At 54.3% G+C, this 17611-nt stretch carries 14 protein-coding genes and 1 pseudogene; 7 read left to right on the forward strand and 8 right to left on the reverse strand.

Features of this window, described 5'->3' with window-relative positions; genetic code table 11:
* The first annotated feature begins 36 nt into the window (after positions 1 to 36).
* From NXC24_RS22030 to NXC24_RS22040, 3 genes are all read left to right on the forward strand, one after another.
* Complete coding sequence (locus tag NXC24_RS22030; protein ID WP_104825590.1) at positions 37 to 2226, forward strand: prolyl oligopeptidase family serine peptidase; 2190 nt, start codon at positions 37 to 39, stop codon at positions 2224 to 2226.
* 307 nt (positions 2227 to 2533) lie between these two features.
* The gene (locus NXC24_RS22035) at positions 2534 to 2938 is read left to right on the forward strand and encodes a DoxX family protein (protein ID WP_104825591.1); all 405 of its coding nucleotides are present in this window, start codon (positions 2534 to 2536) and stop codon (positions 2936 to 2938) included.
* Positions 2939 to 3432: 494 nt separating this feature from the next.
* Positions 3433 to 4449 carry an AraC family transcriptional regulator gene (locus NXC24_RS22040; protein ID WP_104825592.1) on the forward strand — a complete coding sequence of 339 codons (1017 nt, stop codon included), beginning with the start codon at positions 3433 to 3435 and terminating at the stop codon, positions 4447 to 4449.
* 259 nt (positions 4450 to 4708) lie between these two features.
* On the opposite strand, the gene NXC24_RS22045 is transcribed toward NXC24_RS22040, so the two are convergent.
* Positions 4709 to 5182 (reverse strand): hypothetical protein, encoded by a 474-nt coding sequence (locus tag NXC24_RS22045; protein WP_104825593.1) that lies wholly within the window; start codon positions 5180 to 5182, stop codon positions 4709 to 4711.
* Between the two features lie 667 nt (positions 5183 to 5849).
* Between NXC24_RS22045 and NXC24_RS22050 the strand changes: the two genes are divergently transcribed.
* A complete protein-coding gene (locus NXC24_RS22050) occupies positions 5850 to 6770 on the forward strand; it encodes a sterol desaturase family protein (protein ID WP_104825594.1) in 921 nt (306 codons plus the stop codon).
* Between the two features lie 155 nt (positions 6771 to 6925).
* Here the strand turns inward: NXC24_RS22050 and NXC24_RS22055 are convergent.
* Positions 6926 to 7124, reverse strand: a pseudogene (locus NXC24_RS22055) (hypothetical protein).
* Between the two features lie 478 nt (positions 7125 to 7602).
* Between NXC24_RS22055 and NXC24_RS22060 the strand changes: the two are divergent.
* A complete protein-coding gene (locus NXC24_RS22060; protein ID WP_104825595.1) occupies positions 7603 to 8577 on the forward strand; it encodes a LysR family transcriptional regulator in 975 nt (324 codons plus the stop codon).
* 526 nt (positions 8578 to 9103) lie between these two features.
* Here NXC24_RS22060 and NXC24_RS22065 read toward each other — a convergent pair.
* The 3 genes from NXC24_RS22065 to NXC24_RS22075 all read right to left on the reverse strand — a co-directional run bounded on the left by NXC24_RS22065 (position 9104) and on the right by NXC24_RS22075 (position 12174).
* Entirely contained in the window at positions 9104 to 9526 is a 423-nt protein-coding gene (locus tag NXC24_RS22065; protein WP_199773608.1) for a DUF4168 domain-containing protein, read from the reverse strand.
* A gap of 295 nt (positions 9527 to 9821) precedes the next feature.
* Positions 9822 to 10850 (reverse strand): LLM class flavin-dependent oxidoreductase, encoded by a 1029-nt coding sequence (locus NXC24_RS22070; protein WP_104825596.1) that lies wholly within the window; start codon positions 10848 to 10850, stop codon positions 9822 to 9824.
* Between the two features lie 211 nt (positions 10851 to 11061).
* Positions 11062 to 12174 carry a histidinol-phosphate transaminase gene (locus NXC24_RS22075; protein WP_104825597.1) on the reverse strand — a complete coding sequence of 371 codons (1113 nt, stop codon included), beginning with the start codon at positions 12172 to 12174 and terminating at the stop codon, positions 11062 to 11064.
* Positions 12175 to 12295: 121 nt separating this feature from the next.
* Here NXC24_RS22075 and NXC24_RS22080 point away from each other — a divergent pair, with 121 nt between their 5' ends.
* Positions 12296 to 12502, forward strand: coding sequence for a hypothetical protein (locus tag NXC24_RS22080; RefSeq protein WP_245464050.1), 207 nt, complete (start codon positions 12296 to 12298; stop codon positions 12500 to 12502).
* Between the two features lie 392 nt (positions 12503 to 12894).
* Positions 12895 to 13803, forward strand: coding sequence for a glycoside hydrolase (locus NXC24_RS22090; protein ID WP_104825925.1), 909 nt, complete (start codon positions 12895 to 12897; stop codon positions 13801 to 13803).
* A 257-nt stretch (positions 13804 to 14060) separates the two neighbouring features.
* Here NXC24_RS22090 and NXC24_RS22095 read toward each other — a convergent pair whose 3' ends face one another.
* The 3 genes from NXC24_RS22095 to NXC24_RS22105 form a co-directional block, all read right to left on the reverse strand.
* Complete coding sequence (locus NXC24_RS22095; RefSeq protein WP_104825599.1) at positions 14061 to 15050, reverse strand: LysR family transcriptional regulator; 990 nt, start codon at positions 15048 to 15050, stop codon at positions 14061 to 14063.
* A 113-nt stretch (positions 15051 to 15163) separates the two neighbouring features.
* Positions 15164 to 15754 (reverse strand): NodA family N-acyltransferase, encoded by a 591-nt coding sequence (locus NXC24_RS22100; protein WP_104825600.1) that lies wholly within the window; start codon positions 15752 to 15754, stop codon positions 15164 to 15166.
* Positions 15755 to 16324: 570 nt separating this feature from the next.
* A complete protein-coding gene (locus NXC24_RS22105) occupies positions 16325 to 17080 on the reverse strand; it encodes an aquaporin (protein ID WP_104825601.1) in 756 nt (251 codons plus the stop codon).
* Between the last annotated feature and the right edge of the window lie 531 nt (positions 17081 to 17611).

Here is a 17611-nt window from a genome sequence, read left to right on the forward strand (position 1 = left end):
CAACCGCTTAGACTTTGGATTTCGGCGAGGCAAATCATGCGCGGTAAATTTCTGAATAGATTGTTAATAACTACGGCTTTGGCGATGGCATTCACCATGGCGGCTTCTGCCAAGACCCCGATGACCACTGTTGCCAAGCCGATCGATTCCAACCCTAACAACGCTCCCAACGACGCCGCCGACCCTCGCGCCTATCTGAATGAGATCGACGGCGAAAAGGCGGTTGTCTGGGTCAAGGCGCATAACCAATCAACCGTCAACAAACTGTCGAAAGATCCACGCTATGGCGAATATCAGGCTGACATTCTGAAGATCCTGCACGCCACCGATCGCATTGTTCCGCCCGGCTTCGTGCATGGCGGCATGATCGACAACTTTTGGCAGGACGGCACGCACGTGCAGGGTCTATGGCGGCGTACGAGCTGGGAAGCCTACAGGTCTGGAAGCCCGCAATGGCACGTCGTTCTTGACGTCGAGGCGCTGTCCAAACTCGAGGATAAGACCTGGGTGCTCAGAAGCGAGAACTGCCTGCCGCCCGTCGACAATCTGTGCCTGCTCAGCCTGTCTGATGGCGGCAAGGATGCAGATGTGGTGCGCGAATTCGACATCGCCAAGGGCGAGTTCGTTAAGGAAGGCTTCGTCCTGCCCGAGGGCAAGCAGTCGGCAACTTGGGTGGACGAGAACACCATCTACGTGACCCGGGAATGGAGGCCGGGCGAAGTGACGACTTCCGGCTACGGCTACGTTACCAAGGTGCTAAAGCGGGGCCAGAGCCTGGATCAGGCGGTCGAGATTTTTCGCGGCGACAAGAAAGACGTCTCGTCTGGACGCAGCGTGATGCGCGACATTGATGGCAAGTATGTGATGGACATCTCCTATCGGGGCCTCGACTCCTTCAACACAGAACTAGCCTTTTATCCGAACGGTCACACCGATAACCACAAGGTTGTTCTGCCATTCCCGACCACAGCTGCTTTAAGTCGCTACTTCAAGGGCCAGGCAATCTACACTTTGAAGTCGGACTGGGTCTCGGCCAAGGGCACCGTCTTCCACAACGGAGCGATTATCGCTTTCGATCTCCGCGCGGCACTCGCCGATCCGGCACATGTCGAACCACTTGTGCTGTTCATGCCCAACGACCACCAGTCTGTTCAAGGGATTACCCAGACCAAGAACCGCCTCGTGCTGTCGATCCAGACGGATGTCAGCAGCGAGCTACGTAGCTTCGATTTCGGCGAGAATGGCTGGACATCCTTTAAGTTGGCACTGCCGGAAAATGCGACTTTGTCCGTGACCTCCAGCGACAATGAGAGCGATCACCTGTTCATCTTCTCGGAAAGTTTTCTTGAACCTTCAACCCTTTTTTACGCCGATGCTGCAAGCGGCAATGTCGAGAAGCTCAAGTCGAGCCCGGAACGCTTCGATGCTGAAGACTTGCAAGTACAGCAGTTCTGGGCGACCTCGGAGGATGGAACGAAGGTTCCGTACTTCCTTGTGGCGCGCAAGGACATTAAGCTCGACGGCACGAACCCGACCATTCTTTATGCTTATGGCGGTTTTGAAATTTCAATGCGTCCCACCTATTTGGCAGCGCTTGGCAAGTTGTGGCTGGAAAAGGGGGGTGCCTACGCGCTGGCCAATATACGAGGGGGTGGCGAATTCGGACCAAAATGGCACGAGGCCGGTTTGAAAACCCATCGTCAGCGCGTCTATGACGACTTCCAGGCTGTGGCCCAGGACCTGATCGCGAAGAAGGTTACCTCGGCACCGCATCTCGGGATCATGGGTGGTTCGAACGGCGGCCTGCTGATGGGCGTGCAACTGACCGAGCGCCCTGATCTATGGAACGCGGCCGTGATCCAGGTGCCGCTTCTCGACATGGTCAACTTCACCCACATGTCGGCAGGAGCCTCGTGGCAGGGCGAATATGGCAATCCGGACGATCCGGTCGAAGGCGCCTTCCTGCGCTCAATCTCGCCTTATCATAACGTCAGGGCGGGTGTGGCCTATCCGGAACCTTTCTTCGAAACTTCGACCAAAGATGACCGCGTCGGTCCGGTGCACGCGCGCAAAATGGCCGCCCTGTTCGAAGATATGGGTCTGCCCTTCTACTATTATGAAAACATCGAGGGGGGCCACGCCGCTGCCGCCAACCTGCAGGAACGCGCGCGCCTCTACGCGCTCGAATACACCTACATGTCTCAAAAACTCATGGACAATAAGTGAGCCTGGACCCTCCCAAGTGGAACGGATTTGCAATCCGCTCGTGTAAAGGATCGCACCATTGAAGCGTGCGTTTCTTTGGCAGCGGACACTGACGACAAAACCGGATTGTATCAAGCGCCACTCCCTCTTCCGCGCTCTGAAGACTTATCTGGTCATGCGTAAGATCGCCTTACGTCCCTCGAGAATTTCTTGGCACGGTATTTGATTTGATCAACGCAGGTTCGTTTCTATCGACTCCGGCGTCCCTGATCCGAATGCCGGTCGACCGGAAATTTGTTACGAGACAACTGGAAAACTGGAGACTGCTTTGGAGGATGATTCAAAACGTGAGCAGACGGCACTTGCCGTGCTCAGAATCGTTACCGCGCTGCTGCTCATTGAACATGGCGCCATGAAGCTAGTCGGATTCCCCGCGCTCGGCGTGGGCAGAGCAGGGGACGAAGGTAATTTATCCACTCTAATGCTGATTTTAAGCCTTCGGGAGGTGTTCGGCGGCCTGGCTGTGCTGACTGGCCTCCTGACTAGACCGGTTGCACTCCTTTTGTCCGGGCAGATGGGCCTCGGCTACTGGACTACCCATTTCTCAGGCAAGAGCGTCTTTCCCATGCTGAACGGCGGCGATGATATGCTCCTGTTTGGCTTCATCTTCCTTTATCTGGCCTTTACAGGACCCGGGGCGTGGAGCTTTGACGCAAAGTTGAAGCGAATATGAGAGGGGCTTCGCGACTGCAGCGAGAACAGTCATGTGTCCGGATCCAGCCATGTTGAGTTTCCAGCTTTGGATCGTATCGGGAAGTCGCCGTATGACATGTGGTCAGCAAACATGCTGAAGCTCTCTCAGACTACCAATACTTTTGATCGCGCGACAACCGGTATTTTTGCGGTTGACAACGCCGATGGCCTTTCGACATAGCTAGTCACCGACATTAGGTCGACAATAAACGGGTCGAGGTGGAACCCACCCCGGGCGCTGTTTACTGCTGTGCTCGTAATCGGCCACTCAATTCAGTCGGCGCTGATGAGGCGAAGGAGGCTGAAGATCCGAAGGACGGAATGTCATGCCTGACAATACTCGGATAAGAGTGGGAAGGGAAAACTCCGGCAAGCTATATTCAATTAAAAAATGGTTGTCGCAAGCTCTATGAAACCCGAGAGACGATCTTGTATGAACCGACAGGAACGATCTCGCTGGCACCTGGAGAACACATGATGGAAAATAGCGCAGATGATGCCGTTTTTCGATATCGCGGCTCAACGTTCGACAGCATGATCGAAACTCTCAGCGAGGTTTTCGGGACATTCGACGCTGAACTCGTCAGTCGCTCGCAAGACTTCCATTGGGGGATCGATCTTTCGGCCTGTGAAGGCGCCGTATTGATTACCGGTTCCCATCAGGATGGGTTTCAGTTCCGTGCGGAATGGTGCTCGGGCGCAACGGAGCATCTATCGATCGTGGTGCCGCGCAGCGGTGGCATGGGGGTTACCTACGGTCCGCGCACCGCCGAGGCAGCACAAGGGAAATTGCTGCTTTACCGGAATTTCGAGCCTGACGGCATCGTGATGCACGGGCAATCCAATCTTATAGATGAGCTGGTGCTTGATTGGTCCTTATTCCAACGGGCAATTGGCGAGACTTTCGACGTGCCTTTCAATGGCTCCCTCGACCTCTTGCCTGAGCTGGATCTGTCAACGCCAGTTGGTCGCACGATCGGCAATCTCACCGAAACAATCATCGACGGATTACGCGATAATGGTCCGCTTTTGAAGTCTCCTATAGCCATGGCACATATTTCGCAGGCGCTCGCCGATGTGGTGATAAGGATGGTGCCTCATCGGCTATTGCATCTACTGGATAGGAAACCCAGCATGATCGCTCCCAGACATGTTCGACGCGGCATCGAGTTCATGCGAGCCAATATCGACCAGCCGATTACAATGCCGATGGTGGCAGAAGCAGCGGGTGTTTCCACCCGAGCACTCGAAGCTGGTTTTCGTGCTTTTAAGGACATGACACCCGCAGCCTATCTACAAATGCTTCGGTTGCGGGCAGCACGGGAGGACCTGCTAGATCCAGAGAACCGTATGCTTTTGAAAGACATCTGCCTGAAATGGGGATTCTTTCAGTTCGGAAGATTTTCCGCAGTTTATAGGGCGCACTATGGAGAAAATCCGTCTGAAACAAGGAGACGGGCTTGCGGGTTGCATTCTTTCAGGACACCGTGACGAAAAAAGAGGAATGACGCGGCCGATTGTTTTTTCAATACGAGACGAGCGCGCAGGACTTTCCACCCTTACCTTCTCCTCGTTATTCTTGCCGTCGGTTCCACAGCGTTGCAACTCCGTCAGTACGCGACAAAAATCAGGTCGCAGACCCGCGAAGGCCGAGATCAGAAATCCAGAGCTAACGCACATCTTTAAATTTGTGCTGAACGTGCAAGTCGCAAAACAAAGCGTTCCTTGATCGTCACGGCGCTTTCGATGGCTATGCTTTGATGAGCACTGCCTCCTCCTTGGTCTGAAGCTGGACGGTCGTGCTGTAATATGGCCAGATATACGGACCCCCGGCGCCCTGGTTTAGGTCTTGGTTGATCGCCTGGTAACCGGCAATATGCGGAGGTGAGGACTGACCCGTCACGAGCAACTGGAGAGCTGTGATGGGCTGTTTGCCGGGCTCGCCGTTTTTCCAGACCATGTAGATGAATTTTCCGCCTGCGCCTTCTTTCAAGTCTTGTCCGGTCCAACTCCAACCAGAGGGAGGGTTCGCCTGTGCTTGACTGTAAGCGACAAAGTCGACCGACGTCACCGGATTTTCCTGGCCTAAAGTGTAGCCGATGTAGATGTACTTTCCGCCCACGCCAGTATTCGTATCGATCGATAGGAATTCCCATGGCGGTTGATATCTCGGCCCGGGATTGTCATCGACCTGATTAGTCAATTGCTGAATTGGCGTAGCCATTAGAATCTCCTCGGTTGGTAGAATGGTGAGTTGGTTGAGACTCCTCAACACGCGACACAACAGCACAATTCATGCCAAGGAAGAATCTAGCGGGCACACTGTATCGGCACAAAACGAACGTCCGGTGTCCGGCGTTGTTCGATAAGCGCTCGGCTGGGTTCTGCACCGGGCGAATAACCACGCCGCGGACAAATCTGAGGTGAGTGAGACCTGCCAGGTTGAAGAGCACCAGTCACAAGGCAGCCAGAATGTTGTTATCTTGCTGCAATTCGGCGGCGCCAGGCTTGTCCTTGGAATGGGATCGTGCGTCCCGACTCCCGCCAAACGGTGAGCCAAAGAACCGTGCCTAAAAAACGTTTGCTCTTGCCCTACGAAGACTGAAATGCCGTCGCTTTCAAAATGACCGGTGGTCTCCTCTCGCTCGGTTTCTACCGGTCAACTGTTTGTAGCACGAGACGCCGATAGCCCCTTACGCAAAATGCGCTAGGCGAGAGTGGCAGCAGTCGAGAAGCATGACGCCGGCGGCTTGCCGATTGCTGCGGCGGCTCGTGGCGTGGCGATTACCATTTACGAAACGAATTGGTCTTATCCAAACAATCGATTTTCAATCGCCGCCTACATCGCATAGGGCATTTGCGTCGTTCGCCAATTCGTCGGAGCAATTCTTATGTACGTTCTCGATTTTGAGGAGATGGCCCAGTTCTTCGTGAAATCGTTCACGCTGGTGGCGATTTTCGCTACGACATGCGTCGTACTCGAGGTGATCTTTCCGGCTTATCGATATAGCTTTGCCTCATACGTTCGGGGCGCGCGGAATTGGGTTATTCGCATTGGATGCGGCGCTGTAATCTGGCACTTGTACGCGGTGGGTCTGAAATTGTTAGGGATTAAGCCGCTCCTAACCGTCAATTTTGGTGCCTTGCTTCACTCTAACGATCCAATTATTAACACGGGCCTCGCTGTCCTTTCAGGTGTGCTCGTCGCGATAGCCGGTGACTTCTTCTATTACTGGATGCATCGCGCTCAACATGCCGTTCCGTTCCTCTGGCGCCTGCATGCTACTCATCATTCAATTCGTGAACTGTCGGCCTGGAATTGCAATCATCATCTTACCGAGCCGTTTGTATACGCATTGTTTGTCACGCTACCACTTACGCTGATTAACTTCGAATCAGGCGTTGTGCCCGTCATTGCCATGACGCTGATTACCTTTCAGGCCCACCTTTCTCACTCTAGCACACGTGTCAATCTTGGGCCGCTCCGATACATTATCGGCGACAACAAATTCCACCGCATTCACCACTCGATGGAACCGCATCATCGGCATCGAAACTATGGGTTCTTTACGACGGTATGGGACACGATTTTCCGCACGGCATATTGGCCGAAAAAGGACGAGTGGCCGCAAGTTGGTCTCCGAGATCAGCCCGAACCACTCACCGTACGTGACTATTTTATGTTTCCGTTTGATAAGCGACGTTGGATCAGAACTAAGGTTGGGAATCGTATTCGGGGAGTTGAGGCTGGCGGGTTGAACGCGGCGGAAAGAGATGGACCTGTTCGTTCGGATAGCAGTTCCGCAGCGTAAGGTTCAAAGGGCTAGGGTCTGATCTAAACTTGTTGGCGCAAGCCTTGATCAGGAGGCTGCTTGATAAAAAGATCAGCAAGGCTGCGGCCCACCCTTCTGCTGATGATCCTGCCCGGCAAGTTGAGCACGAGGATCGGTTCCATATCATCTTGGCATCAAAGCTCTCCGCTCCCGGCCAAGACCACATACAGGAAGACGAAGCGAAACAGGATCGCGGCATCGCCGCCGCCTGCTGGCAGCATGGGGCGAAAAATCAACTGCATTCCTGGCCGTCGCCCCGCCGTCAGAGGGGAAGCCAATTAGTTTCACAGGGCCATGTTCGGTGAATAGCCGCGCGGCAACAATCCTGAGCACGGCAAGTGCCGTCTGCTTGTTTTGAAATGCCCTTCAAAGTAGTATTGAGCCTCTTCCTCTCATCGTAAACTCCCGGTCTAACGCCACCGTACTAGAAGGCGCTCGACCGTTGGGATGAACCGAATTAATCTCTGGCAAAATCACCAAGAGAAATTCGCAGAGGACATAAAACCCTTGTTACGCAGGAATGGACAGATCTTTCCGGGCGCCGAAGGGGGCTGCCCCGGACCATCGGCTACGCAGGAAGGCCTGCCGTTCACTCGCTGAAGTTCACCGCGATGCGGTGCGGATCGCTCTTTCTTTCAACTGTATGGGGCCGCTATCGGACAGCGCCATATTCATTTTTCCGCTCAATATGCGATTTGCGAAGAAAGTTTTCACAACGCGTCTTTGCGCTGTGAAAACGTCAATTTGTATTACTAATGAGGAGTACTAATAGGTTTGGATGGCGTACATACGCGCTGTGGATAGATAAGATATGCGGTTCAATGGTCTTGACCTAAATCTCCTAGTTGCGCTCGACGCCCTGATGAGCGAGCGTAATTTGACGGCGGCGGCGCGCAGCATCAACCTGAGCCAACCTGCCATGAGCGCTGCCGTCTCCCGACTGCGCACCTATTTCCAAGATGAGCTGTTTACGATGGCCGGCCGTGAATTTATCCCCACCCGGCGGGCGGAAGGTATTGCGCCCGCGGTGCGCGAGGCTCTGCTGCAGATTCAGCTCTCGATTATTTCCAGGGAGCCGTTTGACCCGGCCAGGTCGGATCGCCGCTTCAAGATTGTACTTTCCGATTACGTCACACTCGTGTTTTTCGAAAGGATTGCAGAGCGTGTCGCGCGAGAAGCTCCCGGCATCAGCTTCGAATTTCTTCCCCCCGGCGACGATACGGAGGATCTTCTTCGGCGCGGCGACGTTGATTTTTTCATTCTGCCCGAAATATTCATGTCAAACGCCCATCCCCAAGCGAGACTGTTCGATGATGTCCACGTGTGCGTAGGCTGCAGCTCGAACAAGCAACTGGAAGAGCCATTTACGTACGAGAAATACATGTCGATGGGGCACGTTGTAGCCAAATTCTATACGAGGAGGCCGGGGCTCGCGGAATCGTGCCTCCTCGAGCACGGTCGCGAGCGGCGTATCGACGTCGTCGTACATGGATTCAGCATGATTCCGTCCATGGTATCAGGCAATGAGCGCATAGGAACCATGCCCTTACGGCTGGCGCAGCATTTCGCAAGAACAATGCCACTGCGGATCGTCGAGCTTCCGCTGCCACGACCCCTTCCGTTCACCGAAGCCGTTCAATGGCATGAACTTCACAATGGTGATCCGGGAAGCGTCTGGATGCGCGAAATGCTGTTTGCGGAGGCGTCCCGCATGGATTCGCCGATTGCCACGACCGCGCCGCTCAGCAACCCAAACCAGCACGAATGTTGTCCGGCACACCTATGATCCGAAAACTTCATTGGGCCATCACTGTTAAATGGCTGCCATAGCGCCGTTTCCGGAGCGGCGCCTTAATCCTCCCGGCAAGTTTGACTTTCCCGCGCCGTCTCGCCGACCGCTTTGACAATGGGATTAGGTTAACGCTGGGGATTTCAGTTCAACGGGTAGCCGAGCGCGATCATCGCTCATTCATGACCTCCCGTTTTACCTGTCGGTCTGCCGCTTAACGATGTCGGAGATGCGACTACGCCGTGAGAGCTACTTGGGTGATCTTGTTCGACAGTGGCACTTTGAGCCATTAGCAGATCCGGATAATGCACAAGTCCGCCGAAGAGTAAATGATTGCGTCCATTGCTCGTATGTGACTGCTGGGCTGCCGGAAAATTGCCGCACAGTATCTTGTTGACGTGCGCACCACCCGTTTGAAGCAATGTCGCGGACGTTGTGATGAAAAACCCTGGTCAACGCCGTGCCAAGATTGTAGGGCTTGGCGCGGCCATGGCGGCAAATGGATTGGTGATCGTAGCGTCGCTCACTGCTCTGTGGGTCCGGATTTCTGCAGTTTATCCTCAAGTTTCTTAACGAGAACAGGGTCCTTCTGTGCAGCCGACAGAATCTCGTTGTATTCGTCCACCGAAATATTGGCAGAGGTCTGAACGGCCTGTATCATCTGTTTTCTTGCCTCGCTCCGTAGCTCTTGCTTCGCTGTCTCATCCGGCGCCGCCTCGATCCTGGCCGCATACTCCTGCCTAATCTTGCCCACTTGGAGATACGCGAGGGCAAAAGCTTCGATCTTTTGGTCACTGATGCTCGTAGCCCCACCATTGCCATCTGGTTGTCCTTGGGCGGGTTGCTTTTCTTGCGGCGTTTGCTGCGCCGGCGCAGGATTGCTGAGAAACATCAAGCCCAAAAACGCGGCGGCCAACGATGCGGCAGAGATGTAACGATCGATCATTTTAATTCCTCTCATATAGTGCGGGGAAAAGGCTTCTTTCCCAAAGTAGAGCCAAACGCGGCGATATAGCCGGCTCCGGCTGACGAGTACTCGGCGACAATGTGGCCTTCAATGCTTGTCATAGGACAACAGCGAGGCGATCTGCTGACCATGGAGAGGCCGCTGCAAAAACTTTTCCATCATCAGGAGCATATGAACCGGATGCGACGGCGAGGATTGTTGCTTGACCTTTAGCATTCAACTGGAGGGCCAGCACGGCGCAGGAAAAAGTTGTTGGGCTCCAAATCATGGCACATCAGTTAAGATGAGCCATAAATTCGGATTGAATAGTAGCTGCTGTGTAAAGGGAAGCGTCCAGCGGCAGGGTCCCAAATGCAAGTTGACATAGAAGATAGTTGGCGCCTGCCGCATCTATCTGGCTCAGTAAAGTTTGTCTCACCGACGCCGCAGACCCTACGACGCATAACTCATTCTCAACTGCCTCGTCGAAAGTCAGCGGCAGGTTTGGTGGAGTCTGCAGTTCATTTACCTCGTAAAGAAATTTAAAGCTGGCGAGCCAGTGTTCGTAAGCCGGCGCAGCGAGCACACGGGCTTCGCGGTCAGAGCGCCCAATCACGATCATGCGAAGCAACCCACGAAATGAGGATTGATCATCTTCGCCCGTGTTCTCTTTTCGATGGGCGCGGAAGGCGTCAGTAATTCTACGGACAGAAGAGGACGGTCCCAGGCACGCGATGTTTGCGCCATTCGCAGCGGCCCAAAGGGCCGACTCGGGTCTACCTGTGGCAATCCACATCGGTGGATGCGGCCTTTGATGAGGTCTTAGTGTCAAAGGTATGCTGCTAAGCTCAAAATGCTGGCCCTTATGGGACAGGGTGCCGCCTCTCATCGCGGTAATAAGAATTTCACTTGCTTCCGCGTAGCAGCCTGGTGCCGCGTCCGCACACATCCCGAAATAACTTAATTCGATCGGGAGAGAACCGCGTCCAATCCCGACCTCAACTCTGCCGCCGCTCAATTGGTCCAGCATACAGATTTCTTCAAAAGCCCGCAGCGGATGATAAAGGGGCAGCAGCATGACAAGTGGCCCGATACGAATCCAACGCGTACGCTGCGCGACGCTCGATAAAAACAAATTTGGTGATGGCCCTCTCCCATGCGGAGTACAGTGGTGCTCAGCAAGATGATAAGCATAAAAACCAAGGCCGTCGCACGCCTCGGCCAACCTTAGGCGATCTGCGTACTGCTGGGCTATGTCGCAGCCGTTGTCGTCCAGATGATCGAAGATGCCGAAGGTCAGATTAGAAGGAATGGCATTTCCCATTCAATTGTCTCCAATGTTAACTAAAGATGTCGATACAAGCGATCAAGAGGCCGTCTATGCTCCGGCCATGGTTCTCCACGACAAGGCATCATAAGGCACTAGGGAAAGTGCAATGGCCGATACCGGTTGTGTGAACCTCATCTGGTGCAGAGATCTCGGTATCTCGGCCAGATCGACTTGGCTGTTTCTGTAGCGTGCGCAAAAACAAAAATTAGCCGTGCGTGACTGGCTGCACTTTCAGGCTTTCAGAAATGTCAGCGGCGGCCGATAGGAATGCATCCATTTGGTTTTTTGAACCGATGCTTACGCGAATATGATTTTCCAAGCCGTCATCGGGAAAGACGGCCACAAGTATCTTGCGTCTTCTCAACGATGCTTGCCACCACGTGCCGTTTTGCCCAGGTGGTACGCGAGCGAGCAAGAAATTTGCATGAGAAGGTGTCACCGAAAATCCGAGTTTAGAAAGTGCAGCCGTGGTTCGGTGTCTTTCATCTTTGATATGTTTGTGGTTCTCGGCGTAGGCGGCGCGGTGCGAGAGGATGCTAGTGCCGACCGCGTGGGCGATAAGATTCATGTTGAAGAGATTTTGGCTGTTACGCAGCCTTCCGATAAGTTCAGGATGACCGAAGCCGAAGCCAATGCGAATACCGGCGGCGGCGTAGCTTTTGGAAAATGTTCTTAAGACCAGCAGATTCGAGTGGCGATTGATAAGTCGTAGAGCATCGTCGGGCGCAAAATCGACATACGCCTCATCCAACACGATCAAACGGTCGGATTGCGCAGCGAGCCTGTCGATCTCGGCTATCGGAATAAAGGTTCCGCTCGGATTATTCGGATTGGCCAGCAGGATGAACTTTGCCTCTTTGGCGGGACCGAGAAGCAATTGCTCTATCGGCAACGAATAAGATTTGCCCCATCCGATTTCGAGAAATCGAGCACCCTGCAACATGGCTAGTTTGCGGTTGAACGAAAAACCTGGCGACATCATCGCCACGCTATCACCGGGAGCAAGGAAAGCCCTGTAGATGAGCGCCAGCAGTTCAGACGATCCATTGCCGGCGATCACCTGATCGGGGGAGAGGCCATATGCATTGGCGGCCGCTTCCCGCAAGCAGCGATTATCATCTTCGGGATAAAGATAATGCCGTTTGAGGGCGGCAATCGCGCTTCGCATCACCAGCATTGGCAACGGAAATGGATTCTCATTCGTGTCCAGCTTAACGCAATTGGCCTCCGGACCCCGCTGTTTGGGCGGAATAGCGTCTAGCTGTCTCGCCGTCTGCGAAAGAGCCGAAAGCACCCCTTGCAGTTTTGCATCAGACATATCTTTTCTCCGTTTTCAGTTAGTCGGAATCGCAATCGCGATCGGCAGCGTCGAGACCGGCAGAAATGTGCAGCTCGATAGGACGATCACCACTGAAATCTTCATGAGGGCTTCCTGGAGCATGAAATTACAAACCGAGAGCTACGGACTCGATCGAGACCTCAAAGACGGCCATGCAAGCGAGATCGATATCGTCCATCGGCAGATTGGGTATCCTGATCTGCCCAATACCTTCGCCACCGATGAGCCGGCCATGGCGAATGTGATCAATGGGGACATCGTCGACATCCCTGCCGAGGAGGCTTATCTTCACGTGGACCACCACTGATTAGCATCGCGGACCCCACTTTCGGTGGAGCACTTCACCGCCTATTTACGCTTGATTGGCCCATTGGGATAATCGATTGATTTGATAGGATTCATCCAAACGTCGGATGGTTCCGGCAAGCTTCACTTCACAGCGGTGAAATCCACCGACCAGCGCGGCAGGCGCCCTCGGTTCGTATTGATGCAAGCGCGGCTGCGAGCAACGTCCCAGCGTCGAGAAGCATGTTGCCTTCAGCTGCAAGTCCTAATCCGCCTTCCTTCGGATAAAGGCGTAGCCGCAAATGCTCAGCGCGACAGACTATCGTCGATAGATATAGCCATCGGTTCTTTGCTTGGTAATTGGCACGCTTGTTGCGTCGTCTCAGGAAGACAGCGCATTGGGGAAAGGTCATGATGATTCATATATGCTCGATGGGGATGGTCCTGTGTGGTGGATATCTTCTTGCTGCGTCCGTAGGGGGACTCGGCGGCGCTGAGGATGGTTTATCTGCGTCGCCATTGTCGATGGCAGATATATCCAATTTCGATACTTTCATGGTTCGCAGCCCACCGACTTCACTCGGCCTGGATCCGTTTTATGCCAAATATGCTGACGCAGCGGGCATACCTATTATCTCGTCCGAAAAGGTTCCAGACACGGCACTTTTGATCGCACGTGACATTGTCCTATACATGTTGTCAGAACGTCGTGATGTTCGCGATGCTTTAATCCGGGCTGGGGCGCGGGTGGGCATTATGGCAATCGACGAGACGACGACTGACATTCCGGAGCAGCGGGATTGGAAGAAGCCGGCGCCCGATGATCCGCGCCTCACCCCCGACGAACGGCGGAATTACGCCAACACGATCGACAAGATGACTGCCCGGGAATACTGGGCCCAACGGGCGCGCGGCATGGGCGGGCTCTACACGACGGGGGCCGTGGAAAATTTGATGGGCGTGCGCGGCACTCGGTATTACGGAGGGAACATTCTTGTTCACGAATTCTCCCATAACATCTTCAACGCGCTTCGCACGGTGGATCCTGATCTCGTCGCGCGAGTTGAAAAAGCCTATTTCCACGCCCGCGAAAAAGGACTCTGGGCGCGTTCGTATATGGAAAACACCGTCGATGAATATTGGGCCGAAGGCACGCGGTTTTGGTTCAATACGAATACGGCTTACAGCCATGGTGAACTCACCGTCGCCACATCAGACGAGTTCGAGGTTCACGATCCAGAGCTCTACAATATCATGGCTGAAGTCTATCGCCATGATCACCACATTCTGGCGGATGTCTTTTACCGGCATTCGGCAAAGTAGCGGACGAACGTCGATCGGCCTCGATAACGGCTGCTGAGCCTTGTGCCTGCAACCCGCAATCGCGACCTGAGTTATGGCAGCTCGTCCTTCATGTCGATCGGAGCGCTGAAATTATCCGAGTTTCCGTTCAACTGACGCATCCATGCTATTCTGCTGCGCCCGGACGCAAAATAATGTTGCGACTGGTTATGGCCGTGCGGTCGAACCCAATTGGCTTGTGTAAAAAAGGGCAAGACGCATGACTTTACCGGTCGTTATCAAATTCGCCGATCGCAGGTGGGCCGCACAGGGCCGGTGCTTATCCGGCGGATATGAGGTTCGGCCGCGGCCGGTGGCGAAATCATGTGGGACGTCTCCTTGCACACGAGTTCGCGTATCCAGAGGCTTGCGGGATCACTATTGTGCAGGGCGGGCCATTGTACGGCTTCGGTGAACGGAAGGAGTAGTGGCAGCGGAAGCTCAACGATTTGCAGGGGTATCGTTTTTGCGAAATGCTGCGCAAGCCGTAAGGGCATGGTCCCTATGCGTTCGTTGCCCGAAACCATCGGCGGAATCATGCTGAAGCCATGTACGACGACGTCGATGCGTCTCTTGTGACCATATTCGAGCAAATACCATTCCTCAATGCCAGGCCTACGTACATTCCCAAACTTGACCACAACGTGTGCCATCGACATGTATTTATCGAATGTGAGTGGCTCTGCCAGTTGCTTGTTCGAGGTGCAGCCTACGCACACATGGACATCATCGAATAGCCTTGCTCGGGGCTGGGTGTTCGACGCGAACATTTCCGGCAGAATGAGAAGATCGACTTCGCCGCGCCGGAGTAGATCCTCATTGTCATCGCCCGGCGGTCGAAATTCGAAACTGACAGCAGGAGCTTCCCGCACCGCGCGCTCCACGACTTTTTCGAAAAATACGAGCGCGTCGTAATCTGAAAGGATAACTTTGAAGCGACGATCCGATTGCGCGGGGTCAAACGGCTCTCTGGAAATAATGGAGAGCTGAACATGAAGCAGAGCATCGCGCACCGCGGGCGCCAGGCTTTCTGCCCTAGGTGTGGGGATAAATTCGCGCCCGGATATCGTAAACAGCTCATCTTGGAAGAAGGTGCGCAGCCGGGCGACGGCCGCGCTCATGGCTGGCTGGCTCAAGTTGATGCTGCGCGCCGCCGCCGTCAGATTACGCTCGCTCATCAGGGCGTCGAGCGCAACCAGGAGATTGAGATCAAGGCCATTGAACCGCATATCTCTTCATCCGAGGACGGACGGCACGATCCTGTCGATGACCGGACCGGATTGCGCTTGGGACCGTGAGTTCCACCACGAGCCTGAGCACTCCCGCAAGCAATCGAGGTAGGTCATAACTCCGGTCCGTTCCGGTCGATCATCGTACCGGCCGGCCAGGCGGAGATGGGCTGTCCAATGGGCATAATGATGACCAGGGGATCCTCGACACGGGTGGGCGGCAAGTCGATGCGAGCGTGTGGCAGCGTGGATCGTACGCTCACCTGTGACACAACAGTCAGCGGGCTGTGTCGGGCGAATCTTTCAATGTGTTTCCGCAGCTCGGGTCGAACCGTACCGAAGGCGAATGGAACTTGAAACTTCTGCAATGTTGGAAGCATAACCTGGATCGAATGGGCGATGCCGAGCCCCTCAAGATCCGGACGCACTCCATACAGACCTAGCTCAGCCACCAAAAGATCTACCCCATCAACTTTGATGAAACGGCGCAGCAAACCCAGATGGGCCGCAACGCCGATCGAGTCATACGCGATCGCACGAAGCTCAGGTCTTGCGCCGGCCCAGCTTTGACTGCCTTGGAACGGCTTTGCATTAAACGCTCCAGTCGGCCCGTATGTCTTCCGAAAGAACTCGGCGAGATTAACATGATCGGAGAGTTGCAACTCATTTTCCCAGCACAATTTCCACTGGACGTCTGCGCGCATTCAAAGACCTCTTCTTTTGACGTTGGCCGGAGGGTTTACGGCCTAAGATTATTATCGTATCGCTACCAACAATCAATGGTTGTACTACAGCACAAGTGCTGCGCGATGGCTTTCGCGCACGGCTGATGCTCTCCGTTCTATGGACTCGGGCGAGGCGATATTCGTTGTCCCCAGCGGCCAATATCATGAGGCAAACCAAAACTGAAATGGCATTCCTTCATGGATCCATGAGCAGAGCTCATAATGCCGAGCAGAGAGTGTTCACAAGTGAATCCGAAGTGCTGGCGTTGAAACCGCTCACAGAGCATCCCTGGAGAAGCATCAGCCGCAATATCGATCAGACGTCTATTTTAGGCCGTCGGGCTCTGAATACGGACCCAAGTTTTTCCAAATCTGGCCGCCGTCCGATTTTCCAGTCGCGAAAGAAGATCAACGCGACCTAAAAGATGAAACTGGAACCGCTTAGGTGATAATGCACGGTGGAAAATGAAATCACGTGATATGTAGCCCCATTGGCTCGGGGCGGGGCGGTGCACCGTCAAGGAAATGTGAAATCCGTCGAAATCTGGATCAAGGGCGCGACCGGAAGTGGCGAGCTGCATCAGCTCTACTTCGCCCAGCAAGAGTAGTGCCATTGCGCTTCAGCGCATTGCTTATTGGTCGAAACGCGAGAACTTCAGTGAGTTGCAGAAGGCCCGCCGCAACAGCACCGAGCATTGGTGCAACTATATAAAGCCAGAGCTGCGAGCGCGCCGTCTCCCCTGCAAAGAGCGCCGGGCCGAGCGCCCGGGCAGGGTTTACAGAAGCACCCGAAACCGTAATGCCGGCCAGATGGATTGCAACTAAGGTAAGACCAATTGCAAAACCTGCGACAGTGCCCGCCCCGTCCTCGGCGGTGCTTTTGAGAAATACCGTCACAAACAGGAACGTGGAGATGAACTCGAACAGGAACGCAGATCTTACCCCATAGGCTCCCCAGCCGTTTTGAGCGAAACCTTCTACGGCAATGTCGTAGCCGCCGACTTTGTCCATGGCTATGACATAGAGCGCTCCTGCGGCCGCTATAGCCCCCGCACTTTGAGCCAAGACATACGCGACGAAGTCCCACAGTCCAAACCGTCGCGCAACAAGAAAACCGAGGCTGACGGCGGGATTGAGATGAGCCCCTGATACTGGGCCAATCGCGTAGGCCATCGCTACCACTGTCATCCCGAAGGCAAGCGCGACACCGAGAGGCCCCACCTCCGAACGCATAAAGAGGAGTGTGCCGCAGCCGAAGAAAATGAGCGCAAAGGTTCCTAGCAATTCGCAAAAATATCTATTCATCCTTAACTCCGTTGATTGCATCCCTACGGATATTTTTCGCCAACCTCGACGTTCTGGCCGCATGCTGGGTTTTTGGCAGGTTATCGATGCAGTGTTCGCCAGAACCCTTTGACACCCACAGGATCAATCGTCCGGGTTCGTTCTGTGCGCTATGTCGTTGACCTCAATTTTTGTGACGACCAGCCGAGACCAGCATCAGTGCCCTTGCGGCGGCTTGCTCCCGGTGGTCTGCGATAAACACACAAGTTTCGTGCCAAGCAAAAAATGGGTCTACGTCAGAGCGATCACTCCGATGGTCGCTCTGTCTGGCGTTCAAAAATGTCTTGAGTCAGACAATAAGCGACATAGCAGACGCGTTGCAGTCTGAAGATTTCCGCGTAAGCCGTAGAACAATACTCGGAAACACCCTTTTTGAAAGCGTGTGCATAGTTGGCATCGAGTTTGCACGTACTCGTCGTATGGGCCGGCTTCCTAAACCAGGCGGTAACGGAGCCAATTCGGATCTCTCAGATCCGGAGTCTGAAAAACGGC

Source organism: Rhizobium sp. NXC24 (assembly GCF_002944315.1).
In the GTDB taxonomy this organism is placed as follows: Bacteria; Pseudomonadota; Alphaproteobacteria; order Rhizobiales; family Rhizobiaceae; genus Rhizobium.